Below are 21,480 nucleotides of genomic sequence, written 5' to 3' on the forward strand. Positions count from 1 at the left end.
AAGGACGATCCTCATGGCTTCTTGGTTACCCCGTGAATTAAGATTAAAGCCCTGCTTTCGGCATTGGACACCTTACCTGCTCCTTGGCGGCCTTTGGGGCGCCTGGCTGGTAGTCCATTTTCGCTTTGGTCCCAAGGTGATAGGGGTGTTCTTTGTGGGATTAGCCCTGGCGCTGGTGCTCTTGCATCGGCACCGGAAGCCTTTACTGATGGCGTCATTGGCCGCGGTCATCTTGCTGACCACCGGGGTGGTGGATACCTGGGCAGCCTTACGTGATAGCACGCTCAATCTGGCCATGGATATTAAAGATCTGGTCATTGTCATCAATACACCCGGAAGCGGGTTAGACGCCGTGCCTCAAGAAGCCCGCCAGGCCGCCGAATTGTTGACCGAAGCGGATGCGACCACCTATCGTCTCTCCCCCGCACTGATGGACAACGCACTCTTTCAACAGCGCATTATCGAGATCACCTGGCCGCGGCGCCTGGAAAACACCTCACCATACTGGCTGTACCTGCACCAAAGCGAGGCCCTACCCGCCGGGTGCACCCTAATGGCTCAGAGGGAACATGTCGCGTTGGCACATTGCCCTTGATCTCATCCTAACCATGCTTTATCTGGCCGGCTGGGCGCTGGCACTGATAGGCTTGGGTTGGGTGGGCCTGGCACCCTTGTGGCGGCGCCTGGTGCGCCGGGATGGTTGCATTGCCCTCTTGCCCCTGCTGGCGTTGGCCTGGCTCTGCGGCTTACTGGTGAACTACAGCCTGGTGCTTATTGTATCTGACCTGCGCCTGGCCCTGGGCATAGGTACCGCCCTAGCCGTGATGGGGTTGGCGCACCTGGGATTCACGCTCCACCGTGCGGTGCAGGCGGGCAATCTGGCGCCGGGATCGAGCCTGACCTGGCTTGGAACAGGGTTGATGCTGTTATTGTATGTCGTGCCCATCCTGACCCAGCCCCTGCAGGCCTGGGATGCGCGGTCAATTTGGTTTTTCCATGCTCGCATGATCTACGTGGCCGGGGCGTTGGGGCCGGAAACCGGGCTGCAGCACCCTGCCTTGGTCTTTTCGCACCCCGATTACCCCAACCTGATCCCGGCCCTGGCGGCACAACTGACCACCCTGCGCGGCTTCTGGAACGAGTACCTGCCCAAGGCGGCGCTGGGGCCGGCCTTCCTGGGGTTGTTTGCCCTGGCGCGTCAACGAATCGCGTTTCTCTTCCTGTTGACGGCCTTGCCGTTCAGCCTGGGAGGGTGGCTCTGGAACGGTTATATGGACGCCCACCTGGCACTTTACCTGGCGCTGGGGTTGCTTTTTATTGGGCGAGCGCTGCGCTCCGAAGATGACCTCGATTTTTTCCTCGGGTTTACCACCTTGGCTTTCCTTCCCAACATTAAGAATGAGGGCTACCTTGCCTCCCTGGTCTCCTTGATCGCCTGGGGAATCGCGGCTTGGCAGGGAAGAAAATTCGGCCGGGTAGGACATTGGCTAGAGGCTCTCACGCCAAAAGTGACCTGGTTCTATTGCGGGCTGATAGCATTGCCAATGGGGTTGTGGAACGTAAAAAAGGCGCTGTGGGGGTTAAACAATGATTTGCAACTCGGCAGTGCAGGGAGTTTAGCGCGACTGCTGACCCGCCTGGGCGATGGGTCATTAGAGACCATCCTGCGTATGGCTTATCCCTACCTGCAAGGGGGTATCCTGGTTCTCTTATTTAGTGTGACTGTGCTGATTCTACAACGGCGTGCGTTACCCTCGACGGTACACGTGGCCTTACTGACGGCTGGACTTTATCTACTGGGATTATTGGCTATTTACCTGGCCACCCCGCATGATCTGAACTGGCATTTGCGCACCTCTATCAGCCGCACCCTCCTGGGGGTGAATGCTGCGGCGTTCGTGGCGGGGTATTTTATGTTAGGGGAAATAGAAGAGAAATGAGGATTTGATATAACCGCAGGTAACCGCGCCGGGCAATGACGTCTCCCCCTATCACCAGATAGTGCACCTCATGGGGGCACCGTCGTTCATCCCTCTCCCAGCACCTCGCGCAGGAAGACCTCGACAATGTGGGGATCAAAATGCTTCCCCGCCTGCTCGCGCAGGTAGGCCATGGCCTGCTCCCGTGTCCACGCCGGACGGTAGGGCCGGTCGCTGGTCAGCGCATCCCACACGTCCACCACGGCAAAGATGCGCGCCGCCAGCGGAATCTCTTCCCCCTTCAGCCCCCGCGGGTAGCCCGTCCCATCCCATTTCTCGTGGTGGCAGTACGGGATATCCAGCGCCGGGCGTAAGTACTCGATCCGCGAGAGCATCTCATAGGCAAACACCGGGTGCCGGCGCATCAGCACCCATTCCTCGTCCGTGAGCGGCCCGGGCTTGTGCAGGATGCTATCGGGCACGCCCATCTTGCCGATGTCGTGGAGCAGGGCGCCGCGGCGGAGGTGCACCAGGGCCTCACCACTGAGGCCGAGCGCGCGCGCCAGGCGCAGGGCGAGTTCGGTCACCCGCTGGGTGTGCCCTTCGGTCTCCTTATCCCGCAGGTCGAGGGCATACGACCAGCCCTCAATGGTGGCATCGTAGGCGCGCAAGAGCGCCTGGGTGGTCTGCTGCAGGTTGGCCAGCAGGGTGGCATTGTGAATGGCAATGCCCAACTGCCCGGCCAGCACATCCAAGAACTCGCGCCACTCGTCATCCCGCTCAATCGCTTGGCGTTGGAAGAGTTCCAACACCCCCTTCACCTGCCCTTCGGCGACCAGCGGAACGGCGTAGTAAACCACAAACCCCTCGGCGGCGAAATCGGGTGAATTAGGAAAGACGTCATCCCGGGCCTTGAGGTCGGGGACGTGGATCAGCCGCCGTTCGGCAGCAGCCCGCCCCGCCAGTCCCTTCCCCCACATCAGATGCGTGTACTGCAAGGCGGGGGTGCGGAAACCGCGCCCCAGGAAGTAATCCAGGGTGCTGGTGCGCGGGTCGTGCAACAGCACGCATGCCGCATCCACCTGCAACTGCTCCATAATCTCATCCAGGGCTACTTCCAGCGTCAGGCGCAAATCCAGGCTGGAGGTGATGGCCATATCAATCCGCCGCAGCGCCTGCACCCGTTCCAGGCGCCGTTGGGCTTCTTCATAGAGATGGGCGTTTTCCAGCGCAGCCGCGGCCTGGTGGGCAAAGGTCTGCAGGGTGGCTAGGTGCTCGTCATCAAAGAAGTCGGCCCGGTCGCTGTAGAGTGCCAGCGCGCCCAGCACCCGCCCGCGGTTGATCAGCGGCAGGGCGGCGTTACTGCGCAGCCCCAGGCTGAGGGCAATTTCGCGCCAGGGCACAAAGCGGGAGTCGGTGGCGTGATCTGGCGTGATTTGAGGCTGGCCGCTGCGAATGGCGCGCCCCACCGGCCCCATGCCTTCCGGGGTCTCATCCCAGCGCACGCGGATGCTGCGGGGGTAAGGGTGGTCGGGGGGATACTGGCTGAGCAGGCGCACCCGCCCGTCGGTCTCGGCCAGGCCGACCCACGCCACCTGCAAGCCGAAAATCTCAACACAGGCCTGCGCCGCGGCGGTAGCGACATCTTCCAGGTTGGGACTGCTCGCCAGGCGTTGTGCGCCCTCATAAAGCGCGCGCAGGATCTCCAACTGAGTTTGAATCCGACGTTCCGCCGCTTTGCGGGCCGTAATGTCCTGGGTATAGCCCACCAGGCGCAGGGGCACGCCGTCATCGTCGCGTTCGATCTCAATCCGCTCCTCTACCCATTTAATGCGGTCTCCCAGGATGAGACGAAATTCCAGGGTGGAAGGCTGACCGGCCAGCCCGGCTTGCCAGGCCTGCTCAACCCGCTCGCAGTCTTCGGGGTGCACCCGTTCCATGAAGGTCAGGTAAGAGGGTTCGTGGCGAGGGTCCAGGTCTAGAATACGATACATCTCGCCGGACCAGGTCAGGCGATTGGTGGCCAAATCAAAAGCCCACGAGCCCAGGTGCGCGATGGCTTGCGCGCGTTCCAGCGCTCGGTGTGCCTCGCGCAGAGCTTCTTCCGCCGCTTTGCGCGCCGTTATATCCCGTGCGATGCCCTCAATGGCAATCAGGCGGCCTTCGGCATCAAAGACCGGGACGTTGCGCTGCTCAACCCACACGATATGCCCGTCCTTATGAATCCAGCGTAGTTCCAGTGGTGCGCCGGGGACAATCTCGCCACGGGCAATTTTTTCCAGGAGCGACCGATCCTCGGGATGGATCAACCGCGCCACCAAATCGGGATCGCGGTAATGCTCTTCAGGGGTGTAGCCGATAATGGTCGTGGCGGCCGGGCTGACGTACTCAAACCCCGGCTCGGGCCAGAAGCGGTAGCGGTAGATGATATCGGGGGCGTTTTCAGCCAGGCGGCGGAAGCGCGCCTCGCTTTCGCGCAGGGCGGCCTCGGCCTGCTGGCGCAGGGCCTCGCGCTGTTCCAGGGCATCGGCCAGGGCGTCAAAGGCGCGCCCGATCTGATCCACCTCATCGGTGCTGGTTTTCAGGCCGGTGCGTGAAGTCAGATCGCCGCCGATCAGGCGGCGCACCGCAGCCAGAATCTGGTGCACCCGCCGCGTAACCAGCCACTCCCCCCACACCCAGGCCAGGATCATCGTCAACACTGTGGCGCCCCCCATCAGCCAGATCAGGGTACCCAGGGTGCGGTTGACCGCGGCATACGCCACGGTGGTGGGAATGCCGACGTAGAGATAACCCCAAATCTCTTGTGAATGCATGAGCGGGGTGTAACCGTAGAGGCGCTTAACCTCATCTAAACCCTCAGCCTCGCCCACGCCGGGGCGGGGCTGGGCCATCACCTGCTGCACCAGCGGACGATCCGCCAGCGAACGACCAAACATGACCACGTCCTGAGGATAACGCGCCACGACGGTGCCGTGACGATCCAGCAGGGTTACCGTACTGCCGGGGGGTAAATCCAGGGTGGCCAGCAGGTTGCTGAGGTAGCGGGTATTGAGGCCCACAAAAACCACCCCGATGGTGCCCCGCTCGGTCGTTCTCAGGGGGTAAGCCAGGGGCAGGGTCGGTAAACCGGTGATACGCCCGATCACAAAGGTGCCAACGGTGAACCCACCGCTTCGCCATGCGGCCTGAAACCAATCCCGGTCACTGAAACTCACCGCCTGTCCATATGGGATGGAGGAACACACCAGACGACCCTCGCTATCGGTGACTCCCACCAGGGTGTAGTAAGGATGGGCATAATAGAGTTCACGCAACAGCGTACTACAGGCGGGATGATCCAGGTTCTGCACCGCCTCCATCCGGGCTATCAGCATCAGGGTCTCGCGCCCCTGATTGATGATGGCTTCTTGGGACGTAGCGGCCAACTGCGCCAGGTTGAGCGCCATCTGGCTGGTTTGTTGCAAGGCTTCATAGCGGCTTTGAGCCATCCCAACGAGCGCCAGCCCAACCAGCGGCAGCGCCCCCATCAAGACTAAAACCACCAATCGAAAGCGCAGACTCCCCAACCAACGCATGGTGTGGGCCTTTCCCCTCTCTACACCCGGCGACTAAGTGGCGGTATTCGATCCGTTGCAAGAACGCCAGGTGATTCTAATACACCATTAAAGACCACCCTCGCTCGCTTGCGCTGACCAGACAATCACCATTGCATTTGTAATTCTCCCACAGAGCAAAGGGATAAGCAAGCCCATCTGCCTAACAATCGCCTAACATTTGGAACCGAATGCGGTCTCAGCCTTTACCCGGGTTAGAAAAAAATATACCCGCCATGATGGCGGGCATTTTATGGCGGGGAGGGCGGGATTCGAACCCGCGGTCGAGGTTTTAACCCCCGACAACCACTTAGCAGGCGGCCCCATTCGACCTCTCTGGCACCTCCCCACAATCAGGGCCAGCGGAGGGAGTAGGATTCGAACCCACGGTGAGGCGTCAGCCCCACACCTGTTTTCAAGACAGGCGCCTTAAACCACTCGGCCATCCCTCCGGCTGTTGGCGTATTAGATTCTAGCATAAATTGACCGCATCGGCAAGCGGGCGCGCTGGTGGAGCGGGTTTTCTTAGAGGTGGTTTCGCCTGCGGTTGGGACGCCGACACGCTGATGTCCCCCTCGTTGCCTGTCCTTGCCCCTCTCCCCCGGCCCGCGTCCACCGCGGGGCGCGTCGCTCGCTGCTCAATCCCACCCGCCCCCCGTGCGGCAAAACAGGCGCACGCCGTTTCGCTCCACAAAGCGGCCCTCGGCGCCGCTCTCAACCTTATATGCCTGCCACAGTGCCGCATAACGCGTTAGGTCCTGCGCCGCGCGGGCCTTGCTCAGATGGAACGCGGGCCAGGGCGTCACCACGGGTTGCGCCTGCGTCGCGCGGCAGGCCAGCCCGATCAACAGCGCCTCGCGCGCCGCAGCGGGCACAGCGGGCCTTTGGGCCTGACGGATGAGTTCGGGCACGGCATCTGCAGAGAGGGTTTGCAGGTAATCCCCATCCAGTTCCTGGCCGCTCACCGCACGCTGCACGTTTTGGCGCACCACCCAACCATCCACATTCCACAGCCCGACCAAAAGCCCAAACCCCAGCCCCCACAGCAATGCTGCCGCCGCCACCCGCCGCATCTGGTGGGTGAGCAATAAGCCCAATATCACCAGCAGCGCCAGCCCCAACCAGGGGATGAACAGGTGGGCGTAGGTGCGCAGCCGCGTGAAGCCGTAGGCCTGCTCATAGAGGCTCAACCGCTGCCACGCCGAAGCCAAAATGACCAGCACCAGCACCACTAACAGGCCACTCAGGACGATAAACCCATTCCGGTGAAGCGGGGTTTCGCGTCGGCTGAGGGTGTGCAACACCAGGATCAAACCCAGGCTGATCAGCGCCACTACCACCAACTCGCCAAAGCCGCGGCGGGCATACTCGGCATAGGTGAAGCCAGCGGCGTGGATATTAGCCTGCCCGCCGAACAGGTAGCGGAATTGCAGGATCACAAAGAACAGGAACAGTGCGTTAACGCTCCCGAGGACAATGGCCGTTTCCACCCACCCCAGGAACGGCGCAATGATCCCCTGATCTGCTGCGGTAGGGCACACCGCCCAGGTCGGATGAACAGCATGGAGCAGCGTGCCGCAGAAGAGGATCGTCAGCACCCCCACATAAAAGAGGCGGAACAGCGTTTCGGGCAGGCGCTCCAGCCGCAGGGCATCGAGCATGGCCTGCAAACGGGCCGCAAAGACCAGATCCGCCGAGGCTAACAGCAGCGCCAGCACGCCCACCACCGGCAGCGCCAGTGCCACCCCGCGCAAGATGGCCCCACCCCGCCGCCAAAAAACAGCCCCGGCGGGCGCAGGCGGCGTGTCCTCTTCCGCAGGCGGACGTCGGAACGGGCGCGTGATCGCCGCGAACCCCAACACCGCCAGCGCGCGCAGGTCATCCCACAGGGTATAGTGCAACCAGTCGCCCGTGCGCAGCGTGGCCACCCAGAACATCAGCCCGATCAGGGTCAGCAGGACGCCCACGGCCTGCGTGAACGGCTCGGCGCGCCAGAACGGCAGGAACGCCAACCCCAGGATAATCACCCCCAGCCCCAGGGTGGCGCGGGCTGGGCGCTGTCCTTCCCGCCGCGCCAGCACCAGCGCACCCCCCATGGCCAGCAACGTCCACAGCGGAAACGAGACCCCAAGCGGCTTGCGCCAGAATAAGAGGTCTACCCCGGCGGCAATCAGAAATGCGGTGATCCAAAATGACGTGTGCGATTTCGGCATGGTCAACCTCCTGTGTGGTGGTGTCTGCGGGGCGCGACAATCGGCCCCGCCTCGGCCCCGATGTTACCCCCAGGATCATCCGGATGGGCCGAGTGCGCTTCAAAGGCTACGGCTCAGGATAGATGGCCTGTCCTTTCAAAACCTATCACGGCGGTCTCAAAACCTCTCTCCCCAACGTCACCACCCCCGCCTTGCACCTCCTTGGGGCTTGCCTTGCTCGCAACCTCTCGGCCGGAGTTAGGACGGCGGCGCCGCAATGATCTCCATCTCCACCGCATTGCCGCCCCGCCGTTTGACGCGGTAAAGCGCGCGGTCGGCTTGATCCACCAACTGCTCCAGGGTCAGCGGGCAGGCGCCATCGGTGACGGCCACCCCTAAACTGATGGTGCACATCACCGCCCAACCCTCGATCTGGATCGGGCGGTCGGCAACCTCGCGCCGCATGCGCTGAGCAATGCTTTCGGCATCCCTCATGGTGACCGCCGGAAGCAGCGCCACCAGTTCATCGCCGCCCAATCGCCCCAGGACATCGGTCGCCCGCAGCACCCCCTGAATGCGGTGACCGATCTCCACCAGCACCGCATCACCGATCAGATGACCGCAGGCATCGTTGATGGCTTTGAAGTGGTCAAGGTCAATCTCAATCAACGCCAGGGGTTGGTGGGTCACCTGGCTGTGCGCCACCGCCCGGGCAGCGATCTGCCAGAACATGCGACGGTTGAACAGGCCGGTCAGGGGGTCGGTTTGGGCCTCTTGCTCGATGGCCTGCAGGTAGGTTATGCGCTCGGTCTGATCGCTCAATGTGATCACGTAGCCCAACCCGCGCCCGTGGGCATTGGTGAGCATGATCACCCGCACCTGATAGTAGGTAGCCACATCGGTCTCGGCAGAGCGCAGGCAGAGATCCACATCCAGCGGGTCGGATGTGCTCGGGATCAACCCGGCATGCCAAAAGGGAAACAGGACGGCCACGCTTTCACCCACCCAGGCTACGCGCTCTAACTGGAACAAGCGCTGAGCGGCATGATTGAGATCCACCACCCGCAGTTGATGATCCAGGATGATCACCCCCTCGCTCAGGTGATCGAAGACGGCCTGGCGGGCGATGGGCAGTTGGTTCAACCCGCGGTAGCGCAGCAGCAACCCGCCCAACCCAATGCCAGAGAGCGCAAACCCCAACGGGGTAAGGCCCTGCCCCCAGTGCGGCAGGGCGTAGAACAGGTCAAAGAGGTTGAACGCCAGCGGCAGCAGGGCCAGGGCCACCATCTGGCGCGCCATCTGGTAGCGCGGCAGGTGGCGACCACCGCACTCGCGCAGGATCCAGTACCCCCCGGCCAGCATCAAGGCGTAGGAATACGCCAGATGCACCCAGAACCAGGCGCCGTAATGCTCAACCCGAAAGAGCAGGAAGCGCCCTTGCTCGACCAGGCGGTAACTTTCCCAAATCAGGCGATGCCAGGGGTTGGTCAACACCAGCAGGAAGGTGAGCAGGGGCACCACGCCGAAAAGCCAGGCCCGCATCGGCTGTAACCACGTTTTCTGCCCGCTGTACTCCAGGGCGAAGAAGAGCCACAACACCGGCAGTGCCCCCAGAAAGGCGTACTGCAACTGCGCTGCCAGCACTGTGACCGTGGGTGATGCCAGCGCCAGTGAAAGGCTGTAGGTGATCAGCAGACCGGTGCCGCCGGCCAGGAACCAGAACAGGGCCAGGGAGGTGCGCTGCGCGGGGGCGCGCAAATTGAGCGCCAGGGGGTAAAGGAGCAGTCCCTCCGCCGCCCCCGCCAGGATTAAAAAGACCAGGTAAACATTCATCCCCGACCCACCCACACTACGTACTGGTACGGTTATTTTACACCCGAACCGCGCGCCACAACGGCAGCAGGTCCAACCTCTATCGCTTTACGTTGACCCCAACCCGTTTTGGAGCCCAGCGCCCACGCGGGGATGGGACGCCAATCCCGCCCAAGCCAGGGGCAGCGGAGTGGCATATCCCGGGGGGATTGGGAGCGCGCCCGGCCGCCCTTGTTCCCCCGGCTTTCACGCGGCGATTCGGAGCATGCCAAGCGCGAACGTTCCGGCTGGTTGCCAGGGGATGACCGCCCCCACCTCCAGCGCAAGAAGAACGGAACGATTTGGGTGTTGACCGCCCAGGCGATACCCCACGCCCGCCATGTTGGTGACTTGAAACAGCATTGGGAAACCGCTGGCGAGACGGTGAAAACAGGATATACTTGATCATGATCCACATGTTCAACCGGCGCGGCTTTCCCGCGCTGGAGCCATAGACCGACATTGGGAGAAACGTATGTCCCCGCGTAAATCCGATCCAACCTCCACCCCTGCCGAGCAGGAATTCAGTGCCGAAGAGCGCGCTGCCATGCGCGAACGGGCGGCCGAATTGAAAGCTGCCCGCACCGGCAAGGACGCGGGTGAGGAAGCCGTGCGCGCCAAGATTGCCGAGATGCCCGAACCCGACCGCACGATGGCCCTGCGTCTGCATGAAATTATCACCACGGCAGCGCCGGAACTCACCCCGCGGCTGTGGTACGGCATGCCCGCCTATGCCCGGGCGGGCAAGGTGGTGTGCTTCTTTCAGGGCGCGCAGAAATTCAAGACGCGCTATGCCACCCTCGGTTTCACCGATGCGGCGCACCTCGATGAGGGCGTAATGTGGCCTACCGCCTTTGCGCTGCTGGCGTTGACCCCGGCGGTGGAGGAACAGGTTGCTGCGCTGGTGCGCAGAGCCGTGCGCCCGGCGGGATGATGTCAAACCGCGCGGCAGCGGAGGTGTTCTTTCGCAAATCCCCCCTGTTTTTAAGCAAAAACCGATTTGCGATGCGCCGTCCGCGCAGGGGGCGACGAAGGGGTTAAAACAGCCCTCCAGACGCACGTAGAGGCTTGATTTTTGTTTAAAGTGGGCTATAATAAGGTCAAAATCGGGGGGTGCAGTCACTTCGATCCGTTAGTGGATACTGAAACGTAAAGCGCGGATGGCTTCTTCTGCGCTGCGGTCTGGTGCAGTCACTTCGATCCGTTAGTGGATACTGAAACGCCAGGGCGGTTTTTTACTGCAAAAGTTCGTATCCGGGGTGCAGTCACTTCGATCCGTTAGTGGATACTGAAACAATTTCGCAACTCATGTTGTCCTCGTTACAATGGAATTAGGTGCAGTCACTTCGATCCGTTAGTGGATACTGAAACCTCCACCAGTCCAATCACCACCAGAACCAGCGGAACTCGGTGCAGTCACTTCGATCCGTTAGTGGATACTGAAACATTGCTTGTCAAGATAATAATGTGAAAATGTACGGCGGTGCAGTCACTTCGATCCGTTAGTGGATACTGAAACGTCCAGGGTGTACACCGTGCCATCAAAGCGGGAAATGCGGTGCAGTCACTTCGATCCGTTAGTGGATACTGAAACAACAATTGAGTTAAGTCTGGATGCGCAGGACAGAGAAGGTGCAGTCACTTCGATCCGTTAGTGGATACTGAAACTTATGCAAAAATCATGAAGTCACTTCAGGATGTAAAAACGGGTGCAGTCACTTCGATCCGTTAGTGGATACTGAAACTAGCGCGGTATATGTTTTGCCCGAACCGGCCGGTCCGGTGCAGTCACTTCGATCCGTTAGTGGATACTGAAACGCTATCTCGGTGGCGGATGCGCTAGCAGCCGGGGAGGGGTGCAGTCACTTCGATCCGTTAGTGGATACTGAAACTTGGTACTGAGAAAAAGGGCTATGAACCCCAGGTTGGAGGTGCAGTCACTTCGATCCGTTAGTGGATACTGAAACCTCATGTTACTCAGTATGCTACCCCGATTTGTGTCTGGTGCAGTCACTTCGATCCGTTAGTGGATACTGAAACTATCGCTCCAATGAGGTAAATTGCGTTTTCCGGCTGAGGTGCAGTCACTTCGATCCGTTAGTGGATACTGAAACTTTATCGTCTCACCAATTCCTGAATAGCCTTGCTCAGCAGGTGCAGTCACTTCGATCCGTTAGTGGATACTGAAACCTGTCATGCAGATCATTGCGATGCGCCCGGTTTCCAGGGTGCAGTCACTTCGATCCGTTAGTGGATACTGAAACAACCCTTCCTCCCCTTCCATGGATATAGATCGTCTGGGTGCAGTCACTTCGATCCGTTAGTGGATACTGAAACCAAAGTCCAATCGCAGTAATTCCGGCCGGGATTTGGTGCAGTCACTTCGATCCGTTAGTGGATACTGAAACTTCACTAAAGTTCGCTGCCATGTACTTGATTGCTGAGTGGTGCAGTCACTTCGATCCGTTAGTGGATACTGAAACCATCTTTCGCATCTCACTGTTTTCATTTACACCTCTTTGGTGCAGTCACTTCGATCCGTTAGTGGATACTGAAACACACATCTATATAAAACTCCGTTATTCCACCACCAGACAGGGTGCAGTCACTTCGATCCGTTAGTGGATACTGAAACAGCACCGCCGCAACCACAGAACAAATCCAGCGCCCTCAGGTGCAGTCACTTCGATCCGTTAGTGGATACTGAAACAAGCAGTTGAATGGTTCCTGGGTAAAGGTACAGACCGGGTGCAGTCACTTCGATCCGTTAGTGGATACTGAAACCAAGCACAACGCCGCCTAATCCTAAAGTTGCGAACGGTGCAGTCACTTCGATCCGTTAGTGGATACTGAAACCAGGAAGCATTTCATCGGTTTATGCGGGCGGAGTACGGGTGCAGTCACTTCGATCCGTTAGTGGATACTGAAACCTTCCGAGATCTCGACGAAAAATCTCTTATAACCCCCCGGTGCAGTCACTTCGATCCGTTAGTGGATACTGAAACGCCACAACTTTTTGTCGAACAAAACATTGTAATATGTTGCAGTCACTTCGATCCGTTAGTGGATACTGAAACATCCTCTTCAAATGCCTTACGTGCACGCTCCATTTTGGTTGCAGTCACTTCGATCCGTTAGTGGATACTGAAACACACACATCATACGACATCACCACAGCCGTTGGCGTGTTGCAGTCACTTCGATCCGTTAGTGGATACTGAAACGTAGATACGGTAACACCTTCTTGATCATGCTTTGTCGTTGCAGTCACTTCGATCCGTTAGTGGATACTGAAACCACGCTTCCCTGACCGGCGCGCTGACTGGTTGTCAAGTTGCAGTCACTTCGATCCGTTAGTGGATACTGAAACTTCGGAGTTTTGCACTCTGTTCGGCCGTCGGTGCGAGTTGCAGTCACTTCGATCCGTTAGTGGATACTGAAACCTCATCCGGCCCGAGGTTCACCGCCTCACCGCCCAGGGTTGCAGTCACTTCGATCCGTTAGTGGATACTGAAACCTTGAATCTCCCCTTCGGATCTGCTAGTAAATTTATGCGCCTGGGGTGTAGCCGCCCAGAGCACGCCTTGAGAGGACCGGGATGGTGGGCGCTCCGGCAAGCGCAAAAACTCCGAGGTGCAAGTGACCCGCACAGCACGCCCGAAAGGGAGATGCAATCCGGGCGTAAGAGTGCGCGGCGTTTTTTATGTCTGTTGCTCTCCATTCGGTTTCCAGGATAGGTTTCCCCCGTTTCAGGCTGGCTTAATCCAAAGCGCGTATAATCAAGCCTGTCTATGTTCCTGCGTTCCTTCCTCCGCCGCCTCGCCCGGGTGGGTCGGACGTTTTTGTACCTCGCCCTCCTCCTGGCGGCGCTGCTTTCCCTCCGGGCCGGCGATCTCATTCGCGAGGATGTGCCCTCCCAGGTGCGCCAGTTCACCCGCCCCTGGGAGTTCGATTACGTCTCCTGGACGCTGGACGCCTTATGGGCAAAAGAACGGCAGGCCGTGCTCGACCTGCCGCGTTACCTCACCCCCGCCCAACAACGCCAGGCCGTGCTGGACTACCTCGACCTGGTGCGCCAACTCGATCGGGTCGAAGCCGATATCGCCGATTTTTACGCCAACCCCGCAGTCAAAAACCCACAGGTGCTCACGGCCCCGTTGGTGGCACGACGCGAGCGCCTGCTGGCCCAGTGGCAGCGCCAGCGCCTGCTGGCCGAGGCTGTCCTCGAGCATCAGATCAGCACCGTGATCGCCGATCTGGGCCTGAGCGTGGGAGGGCAGCCCATCCCCCCCTTGCTCTACCACGTCACCCCGTTGCCGATGGCGCTCATCGTCTCCCCACGCACGGTCATCCGCCAGGAGGCCGATATCTCCCTCCAGCCCGACCTCCCCCTGGAAACCATCACCCACCTCGAGCAGGTCGTCGAGCGCGGGTTGAACGTCTCGGCGCTGGTGGTGCCGGTCGGCGGTATCGGCATCTACCCCACCATGGTGATGCGTTCGGATAACCTGCCCTGGCTGGTGGAAACGGTAGCGCACGAGTGGATCCACAACTACCTCACCCTGCACCCGCTCGGCCTGCTTTACGAAGCCTCCCCCGAAATGCGCACGATCAACGAAACCACCGCCAGCCTGGCCGGCAAAGAGATCGCCCGCGCCGTCCTGGCCCGCTATTACCCCGAATTTCTACCCTCGGAAACGGAAAACGAAGCCCATCCGCCCTCCTCCGATGGCGGTGCAGCCAAGGCGTTTGATTTTCGCGCCGAGATGCACACCACGCGCGTCACCGTGGACGCCCTGCTCGCCGCGGGCAAGGTGGACGAGGCCGAGGCGTACATGGAAGCGCGGCGGCGCTTCTTCTGGGAGCATGGCTACCCCATTCGCCGCCTCAACCAGGCCTACTTTGCCTTCTACGGGGCTTATGCCGATACCCCCCTCGGCCCCCAGGGACAAGACCCGGTGGGCGAGGCCGTGCGCACCCTGCGCGCCCGTTCCCCCGACCTGGCGACCTTCCTGCGCCGCATTGCCTGGGTCACCTCGTATCAGGCGCTGCAACACCTGCTGGCGCAAACGGGCAGCTGATCGGCAGGGCTAAAGGTCGTAATCGTCTGCGCCCAGGTCGCCGCCCGCTTCGTCGCTCCCCAGTTCGGGAATCTCGCGCTCGATATCCTCCGGGCTCTGGCCGGCTTCCAGGCGGCTGACCACCTCATCGAACACGTCGCCCAGGTCTTCGCCGACCTCCTTGCTCATCTGGCGCATCATCCGCCCCAGGGTTTTGGGGTCATCTTCCAGGCCGGCCAGTTTGCTCGGGTCGGCCAGGTCTTCCAGGCGGCTTTCCTCCGAACGCGCCACCCGCACCCGCCCGATGCGCCGCTGGACGTTGCTACTGCTACAATGCAGGCAGGTCACGGCGCGCGTTCCGTATTCGGCGTAGGTCATGAACACCTCAAACCGTTTACGGCAATCCAGGCAGCGGTACTCGTAGGTTGGCACGGATGGTACTCCTTGGAGAATGAGAATGAATCAAATCAATTATAATCAATGGTATATCAGAAAAAAGTAAGAACGCCCGCCCCGCTGAGGACATCGGATGGAACCTGCGCTGGATGAACCCCTGTTCTTCGAACTGACCCGCCCCCAACCCTTGCTGATCGTGCTTTCGGGACCCTCCGGGGTGGGCAAGGATACCGTCTTACAGGCGCTCAAAAAGCGCAACCTGCCGCTTCACTTCGTGGTCACCGCCACCGACCGCCCCCCGCGCCCGGGTGAGGTGGATGGCGTGGATTATATCTTCGTCTCGCGCGAGGAATTCGAGCGCATGATCGCCGCGGATGAGATGCTGGAATATGCTGTGGTTTACGGCGATTACAAGGGCGTGCCCAAGGCGCAGATTCGCCAGGCGCTGGCCAGCGGCAAGGATGTCATCCTGCGCGTGGATGTGCAGGGTGCGGCACGCCTGCGCGCGCTCTGCCCCGAGGCCGTGCTGATCTTCCTCGCGCCGGCCAACGTGCGCGAGTGGTACCAGCGCCTGATCAACCGCCACAGCGAGACGCCCGAAACGCTCCAGCGGCGCATCGAAGCGGTGCGGCGTGAACTGACCTACCTGGATATGTTCGATTACGTGGTGGTCAACCGCCAGGATCACCTGGAACAAGCCGTGGATCAGATCGTGGCCATCATCCAGGTGGAGCACCTGCGCGTCCACCCCCGCCGGATTACGCTATGACCCAACCCCCCGTTGAACCTTCCCCCGAAACCCCCGGCGCCGTGCGCATCTACTGGCACCTGCCGGCGCGGCGTCCTTATGTGACCTATCTGATACTGGCCTCGTGCATCCTGATCTACCTGGGGCAGAGGCTGAGCCAGACTCTCTTCGGCGACGACCTGCTGATTGCGCTGGGCGCCAAGGTCAATAGCGCCATCGTGCAAGGGCAATACTGGCGCCTGCTCACCCCGTTGTGGCTGCACGGCTCAATTCTGCACCTGGCCTTTAACATGTACGCACTGTGGGTGATCGGCGCCGGCCTGGAACGCTATTACGGCCACGGGCGCTACCTGGCACTGTATCTGCTCAGCGGGTACGCTGGCAACGTGGTCTCGTTCCTGATGTCGCCGGAACCTTCGGTGGGGTCTTCCACCGCCATCTTCGGCCTGCTGGCGGCGGAAGCCGTCTTCATCTACCAGAATCGCCACCTCTTTCAGAACGCACGAGGGATGCTGATGAACATCGGGGGGATCCTGCTGGTGAACCTGATTTTGGGCCTTTCGCCGCAGATTGACAACTGGGGTCACCTCGGCGGGCTGATCGGCGGGCTGGCGTTTGCCTGGTCGGCCGGGCCGGTGTGGGAGACGACCTATCAGATGAACGGCTACCACCTGACCAATCGGCGCAAGGGCAGCCAGGCGTTGTGGGTGGGGCTGGGGGTGGCCGTGGTCTTTACCCTGCTGGTGGTGCTGCGGGTGGGATGGCTTTAGGGGGGACGACCAGGGGGTATGCCTGCGGCGAGTTCCCGTTCCGCCTCGTTACATGACGCGTTCGGACCCTTGACCGTCCTGCTGGTCGGGCTGGGGCTGCGCCTTTACCGTCTGCCAGCCCAGCCCTTCTGGGTGGATGAAATCGGGGTATGGAGCGCTTCGATCCAGCCCGATCTGGCGGGGGCGCTGGCAGTGGCCAAGGGGCACGTCATGGCCATGCCGCTGCACTACCTGCAAACCTGGTTGGTAGCGCGTTTGGGGCTGAGCGGCGAGTGGCTGCGCCTGCCGGATGCGCTATGGGGCACCGCCAGCATCTACCTGGGCTATGGCCTGGCGCGCCATTACGCCGACCGCCGCACGGCTCTGCTGACCGCCGGGTTATTGGCGCTTTCGCCCACCCTGATCATGTATTCCCAGGAACTGCGTTTTTACGCTACACTGGTCTTTTTCTATCTGGCGGTGATTCTGGCCGGCTTTAATGCCCTCCAAACCGGCCATGCCCGCGCCTGGCTGGTCTTTACCCTGATCGGCGCTATCGGTTTACTGTTCCACATTTACACCATTTTCGGGCTGGGGGCGGTGTGGAGCGAGGCGCTACGCCGCCGCTTGTGGGCCCGGGATCGCCGCGCCTGGCGCTTTTTACTGCTCAGCACGATTGGGTTGACCCTGGGGTTGGCCGGTAGCGCGCTTTATTTTGGCGGCGTGCCGGGCTACCGCGTGCCCCTTTTTGCCCAAACCACGTTGGTGACTTTCCTGCTAGGGGGGATGGGGATACTACCCTTATTTCCCCTCCAAGGATGGGGGTGGCTGTGGTTTGTCTTGGTCGCGCTGGCGGCCTTGGGCGGGCTTGTCATCGTGGTAAGAGAGCGCGGAGGTGGCCTGCTGAGCGCGTTAGGCATCAACCTGCTGGCAGTGGGGCTGATCGTGGCGATGAATGCCTACCGCCACTACTTTCTTCACAGCCGGCAGATCCTCTTTCTCACCTTCTGGACGGCACTGTTGGCGGCGCGGGGAATCTCCGCGGCGCTATCTTGGATGGAATGCCACCGGCAGCGGGTCGGTCCGCTCACGGCAGTTGCCCTGTTGGTGGTGGGATGGAGTGCCGTCCCGACGCTGGTTCAATACTACACCCTGCACAAAAACCCCGTGCGTGACCTGGAGCCAGTGCTGGCCGGTCTATGGCAACCGGGTGAGGGCATTTGCGTTATCCCCGATTATGACACGGTGGTTTTCTGGTATTACTGGCAGAACAACCTAGGCCGGGCAATCCGTCCCTGTACAGCGTCAAGCGCCCGCCAGGACCTCGCGGTGCGCTTTGTGCTGGCCGACCCAGGCCTGGACTTGAGCGACACCTTTATCCGGTCTGATCAATCGCCCTGGAACACCCTTTACCCCAAAACCCTGTGGGTGCGGCGATGAAATATCCGGCCTATTGAATCGCCACCAAGCCCGTGCTATGATTAAAATCGAGCACGGTTCCTTCAACTTCCCCCCTCCTTACTAGTGAATTGAATAGGCGATTGTCGGTAGAGTTGCGCGCATCCCGCAGCGCAGTCAGGTGCTTGCGGCTATTTGGCTTTTTCTCTCTTTAGGAGGGGAGCATGAACAAGACCCGGTTCCTGAATCTCCTGATTGTCCTGGCCCTCATCGTGCTCGCCGCGGGCTGTGACATCCCCAGCAGCTATGAATTAGATATCGAAACGACCAGTGATCTCGGGCCGGAAACCCTGGCGCGGATTGACGCCGTCAACCGCACCCTGGCCACCGGCATGGAGGTCGGCCCGGAAACGCGCCAGGTGATCCGCGAACTCAACGAGACCATCCGCCAGGGGATGAAAGCCGGTTTTGATGAGGCAACGCTGAAACGGGTGGATGATTTGCTACGGGTAGTCGAAGATGGGCTGAAGATCGGGCTGGATGAGGATACCCTGGCTACCCTCAACGGCCTGGTTGAGGTGATAGACCGCCAGCCGGGCCAGTGGGAAAGCGCCGGCACCGAGATCATCCGCACCCTGGAGCGCACCGGTGGGACGATGGCCGGGCGCATGGCCGCTGAGATCAAAGGGGTGATGAACGAGGCGCGTCTCAACATGCAGCAAATGACCGCCATCGCCGGGGTCGAGTTCCGCTGTAACGTGGATTTCCTCGGCTCTAAAGCAGGCGCCACCCTGCAAGAGTTCATCGGCCACACCATCGTGGGCAAGTTGCGCAACATCCTGAGCGGCCAAGCGGCACTCGAACCCATTCCCACTCCCTGGGTGTGCCAGGTGATCCCGGAGCGGGTTGAGGTGGTGCGGGTGGGAGAGCAACTGATCTTCCCGGCCGGCCTGATCACGCTCACCGGCTACAACTACGTGGATGCCAATGCCCCGCGAGCCTATGTGGCCGATGAGGCCGGCAACCCCATCCCCGGGCTGCAACTCTTCCCCTACCGTACCAGCCCATATCAGATTCAACTCAACCTCCAGGGGATAGATTTCAGCGCCATTCCACCCCGCTCGCGCATCGTGTTCACCTGGCCGAACGTGCCCGAAACCACCGGTGTGGCGATCCTGATGCCGGTGGCGAACCCGCCGGTGGCCCGCTTCACCTTCGCCCCCAGCGGCGGCGGAGCGCCGCTCACCGTGCAATTCACCGATGCGTCCAGCGGCGATCCAACGGAATGGCAATGGGATTTCGGCGACGGGGCAACCTCGAACGAACGCAACCCCACCCACACCTTCATGGAAGCGCGGCGCTACACGGTGCAATTGACCGTGCGCAACCCCCTCGGTTCATCCACCGCCTCAGAAGTGCTGGTGGTGGGAGAAGCTCTGGCGGCTAATTTCAGTTTCAGCCCCCGCCAGGGCGAGGCGCCGCTGGTGGTGAACTTCACCGATCGCTCCGGCGGCAACCCCACCGCCTGGACGTGGGATTTCGGCGATGGGCAAACCTCGAACGAGCAGAATCCCAGCCACATTTACACCACCCCACGACCCGAGGGATATAGCGTGACCCTGCGCGTGAGCAACGCGGAGGGCACCTCAACCTACACCGCCCCCGACCGCGTCATTGTGCTGGAAAAACTGCAAGCCGATTTCACCGCCACACCCACCTCTGGGCAGGCGCCGCTTACGGTGGCTTTCCAGGATACCTCGCGCGGTAGCCACATCGTGGCCTGGGAATGGGATTTCGGCGATGGGACGACCTCAACCGAGCGCAACCCGGTGCATACCTACACTACCCATAACCTTTACGACGTCCGCTTGACCGTAACCACGGCAGAGGGCCGCTCGGATACCGAGAGCAAACCCGGCTTCATCAATGCGTACAAATTGTTGGGGATGTGGCGGCCCGGCCTGATTCCCCTCGATCCCATATTTGCCCTGCTGAATAACGTTGAAGCACACGTTGCGAAATTTTCGCTCCCCGGCGGGCAGACGCTGGATACCGGCTGGTCGGCGAATCGGTTTGTTTGCGGTGTAGTGGGCATGGTGGCCAGGAATGGGGATATGGATGAAAATGGCCATGGCGATATCTTGAAAGCCTACCTCTACCCCCAATACAGCAACACCTACCGCGAATCCACCTGGTGGCTGACGGCCGATTTCCGAACCCATTCCGATCAGGCCGAAGAGAGTTGGGAAATCACGGTGCTATGTCTGGATAAAAAGGGGGAGGGTGGGGTCTTTGATTATTTTACGTATAACAATCTACCGGGCGGGGAGGGTGAGGGCAAAGCAGTCTTCTCTGACCCCCAGTTGAACCAGGATACCTACATCTACTGCGGCGTGGTGGGGCAGGAGGCAGCGTGGGGGGATATTGACGAAAATAACGTTCACGACGTGGTGTGGCAAGCCTATACTGCCCCCAGCGGGGGCACTTGGATGCTCTACCTAGACTTTGTCACTCACAACCGGCCGGAAGAGACCTGGAAAGCCAATCTACTCTGTATCCGCCGCGGTAGTTATCTGGCGACCGAGAAACCCACCTTCCGATTTGAGCATTTTGACATTCCCCGCGGTAACCCTCTCTACCTCCTCCCCGAGGATATACCAACCCGGGATTATGTCTGTGGGGTGGTGGGGGTGGATGCCCGGCGCGGCGATCTGCTCGAATCCGGGAAGCGGCCCATCCTGCTGGAGGCGGAGATCGTACCGCAAGGTCCGGTTTGGGGCCTTGCCACCGATATCGCGACCCATAGCGACCGCGAAGAAACCTGGTCGGTGGATGTGCTGTGTATCAATCGAACCGTGGTGAAAACGGTGCCCGAGGGGTGGTAGCCCTCTGCATGGCCATGACCAACCGGCAACGGTGCAACCTTTGCCCTGTCGCCTCATCTAAAGAGCAGAGCACACTCTTTTTGTCCAGGAGTACAGATGATGGGACAGCGCAAAGGGACGTCACGATCAACGCGTGCGTCGAGAACCGGGTTACCCCCATGGGCGTGGATTGCCGTGATCGGGGTGATCGCGTTGGGCGTGATCGCATTGCCCAACCTATTGCGAGCCCAGCCGACCACTGCGTTGCCCGCGGAGGTGGATGTGGTACAGGCGGCAACCTTGCGTGATCAGGGCGCGCTGGTGCTGGATGTGCGCGAGCCGGAGGAATGGGCGGACTATCACATCCCTGGCGCCACGTTGATCCCGCTGGGGCAACTGGCGGCGCGGGTGGATGAGGTGCCGCGCGACCGCCCGGTGCTGGTTTACTGCCGTTCGGGCAACCGCAGCCAGGAAGGGCGGGATATCCTGCTGCGGGCCGGCTTCACCCAGGTGACCAGCCTGCGCGGCGGGATCAAAGCCTGGGCAGCGGCGGGCCTGCCCACGGTCAGCGGGCCGTAGGGGAGAAGGGTAAAAAAAGCCCAGAAGCGCTTCCCTGGACCTGGGAAGCGCTTTTTGGTTTATCGCTGGAAGGAGCGGCGATCTGCGTCTATCTCAACCCCAACGGGGGAAAGGTTGTATCAGGTCAA

General features: G+C 60.7%; 14 protein-coding genes, 2 tRNA genes and 1 CRISPR repeat array. Of the genes, 10 read left to right on the forward strand and 6 right to left on the reverse strand.

Features of this window, described 5'->3' with window-relative positions; genetic code table 11:
• Positions 1 to 13: 13 nt before the first annotated feature.
• Positions 14 to 595 carry a hypothetical protein gene (locus QYE77_RS08705; RefSeq protein WP_315625004.1) on the forward strand — a complete coding sequence of 194 codons (582 nt, stop codon included), beginning with the start codon at positions 14 to 16 and terminating at the stop codon, positions 593 to 595.
• The gene (locus tag QYE77_RS08710) at positions 570 to 1,940 is read left to right on the forward strand and encodes a hypothetical protein (protein ID WP_315625005.1); all 1,371 of its coding nucleotides are present in this window, start codon (positions 570 to 572) and stop codon (positions 1,938 to 1,940) included. The genes QYE77_RS08705 and QYE77_RS08710 overlap by 26 nt, the downstream gene beginning before the upstream one ends.
• Positions 1,941 to 2,026: 86 nt before the next feature.
• Here QYE77_RS08710 and QYE77_RS08715 read toward each other — a convergent pair whose 3' ends face one another.
• From QYE77_RS08715 to QYE77_RS08735, 5 genes are all read right to left on the reverse strand, one after another.
• On the reverse strand, positions 2,027 to 5,497 hold the full coding sequence (locus tag QYE77_RS08715; protein WP_315625006.1) for an HD domain-containing phosphohydrolase: 3,471 nt from the start codon (positions 5,495 to 5,497) through the stop codon (positions 2,027 to 2,029).
• A gap of 272 nt (positions 5,498 to 5,769) precedes the next feature.
• A tRNA-Ser gene (locus tag QYE77_RS08720) sits at positions 5,770 to 5,864 on the reverse strand.
• Positions 5,865 to 5,878: 14 nt separating this feature from the next.
• Positions 5,879 to 5,967, reverse strand: a tRNA-Ser gene (locus tag QYE77_RS08725).
• Between the two features lie 186 nt (positions 5,968 to 6,153).
• Positions 6,154 to 7,728, reverse strand: a complete 1,575-nt coding sequence (locus QYE77_RS08730) for a DUF4153 domain-containing protein (protein ID WP_315625007.1) — start codon at positions 7,726 to 7,728, stop codon at positions 6,154 to 6,156.
• A gap of 237 nt (positions 7,729 to 7,965) precedes the next feature.
• The gene (locus QYE77_RS08735) at positions 7,966 to 9,540 is read right to left on the reverse strand and encodes a histidine kinase N-terminal 7TM domain-containing diguanylate cyclase (protein ID WP_315625008.1); all 1,575 of its coding nucleotides are present in this window, start codon (positions 9,538 to 9,540) and stop codon (positions 7,966 to 7,968) included.
• 210 nt (positions 9,541 to 9,750) lie between these two features.
• Between QYE77_RS08735 and QYE77_RS08740 the strand changes: the two genes are divergently transcribed.
• The 3 genes from QYE77_RS08740 to QYE77_RS08750 all read left to right on the forward strand — a co-directional run bounded on the left by QYE77_RS08740 (position 9,751) and on the right by QYE77_RS08750 (position 14,639).
• A complete protein-coding gene (locus tag QYE77_RS08740) occupies positions 9,751 to 9,963 on the forward strand; it encodes a hypothetical protein (protein WP_315625009.1) in 213 nt (70 codons plus the stop codon).
• A 70-nt stretch (positions 9,964 to 10,033) separates the two neighbouring features.
• On the forward strand, positions 10,034 to 10,492 hold the full coding sequence (locus tag QYE77_RS08745) for an iron chaperone (protein WP_315625010.1): 459 nt from the start codon (positions 10,034 to 10,036) through the stop codon (positions 10,490 to 10,492).
• A 178-nt stretch (positions 10,493 to 10,670) separates the two neighbouring features.
• A CRISPR array of direct repeats spans positions 10,671 to 13,075; the repeat unit is 37 nt; unit sequence GTTGCAGTCACTTCGATCCGTTAGTGGATACTGAAAC.
• Positions 13,076 to 13,349: 274 nt separating this feature from the next.
• On the forward strand, positions 13,350 to 14,639 hold the full coding sequence (locus QYE77_RS08750; RefSeq protein WP_315625011.1) for a hypothetical protein: 1,290 nt from the start codon (positions 13,350 to 13,352) through the stop codon (positions 14,637 to 14,639).
• Positions 14,640 to 14,648: 9 nt separating this feature from the next.
• On the opposite strand, the gene QYE77_RS08755 is transcribed toward QYE77_RS08750, so the two are convergent.
• Positions 14,649 to 15,050 carry an FmdB family zinc ribbon protein gene (locus QYE77_RS08755; protein ID WP_315625012.1) on the reverse strand — a complete coding sequence of 134 codons (402 nt, stop codon included), beginning with the start codon at positions 15,048 to 15,050 and terminating at the stop codon, positions 14,649 to 14,651.
• Between the two features lie 97 nt (positions 15,051 to 15,147).
• On the opposite strand from QYE77_RS08755, the gene QYE77_RS08760 reads away from it, so the two are divergent.
• From QYE77_RS08760 to QYE77_RS08780, 5 genes are all read left to right on the forward strand, one after another.
• A complete protein-coding gene (locus tag QYE77_RS08760) occupies positions 15,148 to 15,783 on the forward strand; it encodes a guanylate kinase (RefSeq protein ID WP_315625013.1) in 636 nt (211 codons plus the stop codon).
• Positions 15,780 to 16,532, forward strand: a complete 753-nt coding sequence (locus QYE77_RS08765; RefSeq protein WP_315625014.1) for a rhomboid family intramembrane serine protease — start codon at positions 15,780 to 15,782, stop codon at positions 16,530 to 16,532. The genes QYE77_RS08760 and QYE77_RS08765 overlap by 4 nt, the downstream gene beginning before the upstream one ends.
• Positions 16,533 to 16,550: 18 nt before the next feature.
• A complete protein-coding gene (locus tag QYE77_RS08770) occupies positions 16,551 to 17,951 on the forward strand; it encodes a glycosyltransferase family 39 protein (RefSeq protein ID WP_315625015.1) in 1,401 nt (466 codons plus the stop codon).
• A 182-nt stretch (positions 17,952 to 18,133) separates the two neighbouring features.
• Positions 18,134 to 20,794, forward strand: a complete 2,661-nt coding sequence (locus QYE77_RS08775) for a PKD domain-containing protein (RefSeq protein ID WP_315625016.1) — start codon at positions 18,134 to 18,136, stop codon at positions 20,792 to 20,794.
• Between the two features lie 96 nt (positions 20,795 to 20,890).
• On the forward strand, positions 20,891 to 21,352 hold the full coding sequence (locus QYE77_RS08780) for a rhodanese-like domain-containing protein (protein ID WP_315625017.1): 462 nt from the start codon (positions 20,891 to 20,893) through the stop codon (positions 21,350 to 21,352).
• Positions 21,353 to 21,480: the final 128 nt, after the last annotated feature.

The organism is Thermanaerothrix solaris, from assembly GCF_032334255.1.
GTDB lineage: Bacteria > Chloroflexota > Anaerolineae > Anaerolineales > Anaerolineaceae > Thermanaerothrix > Thermanaerothrix solaris.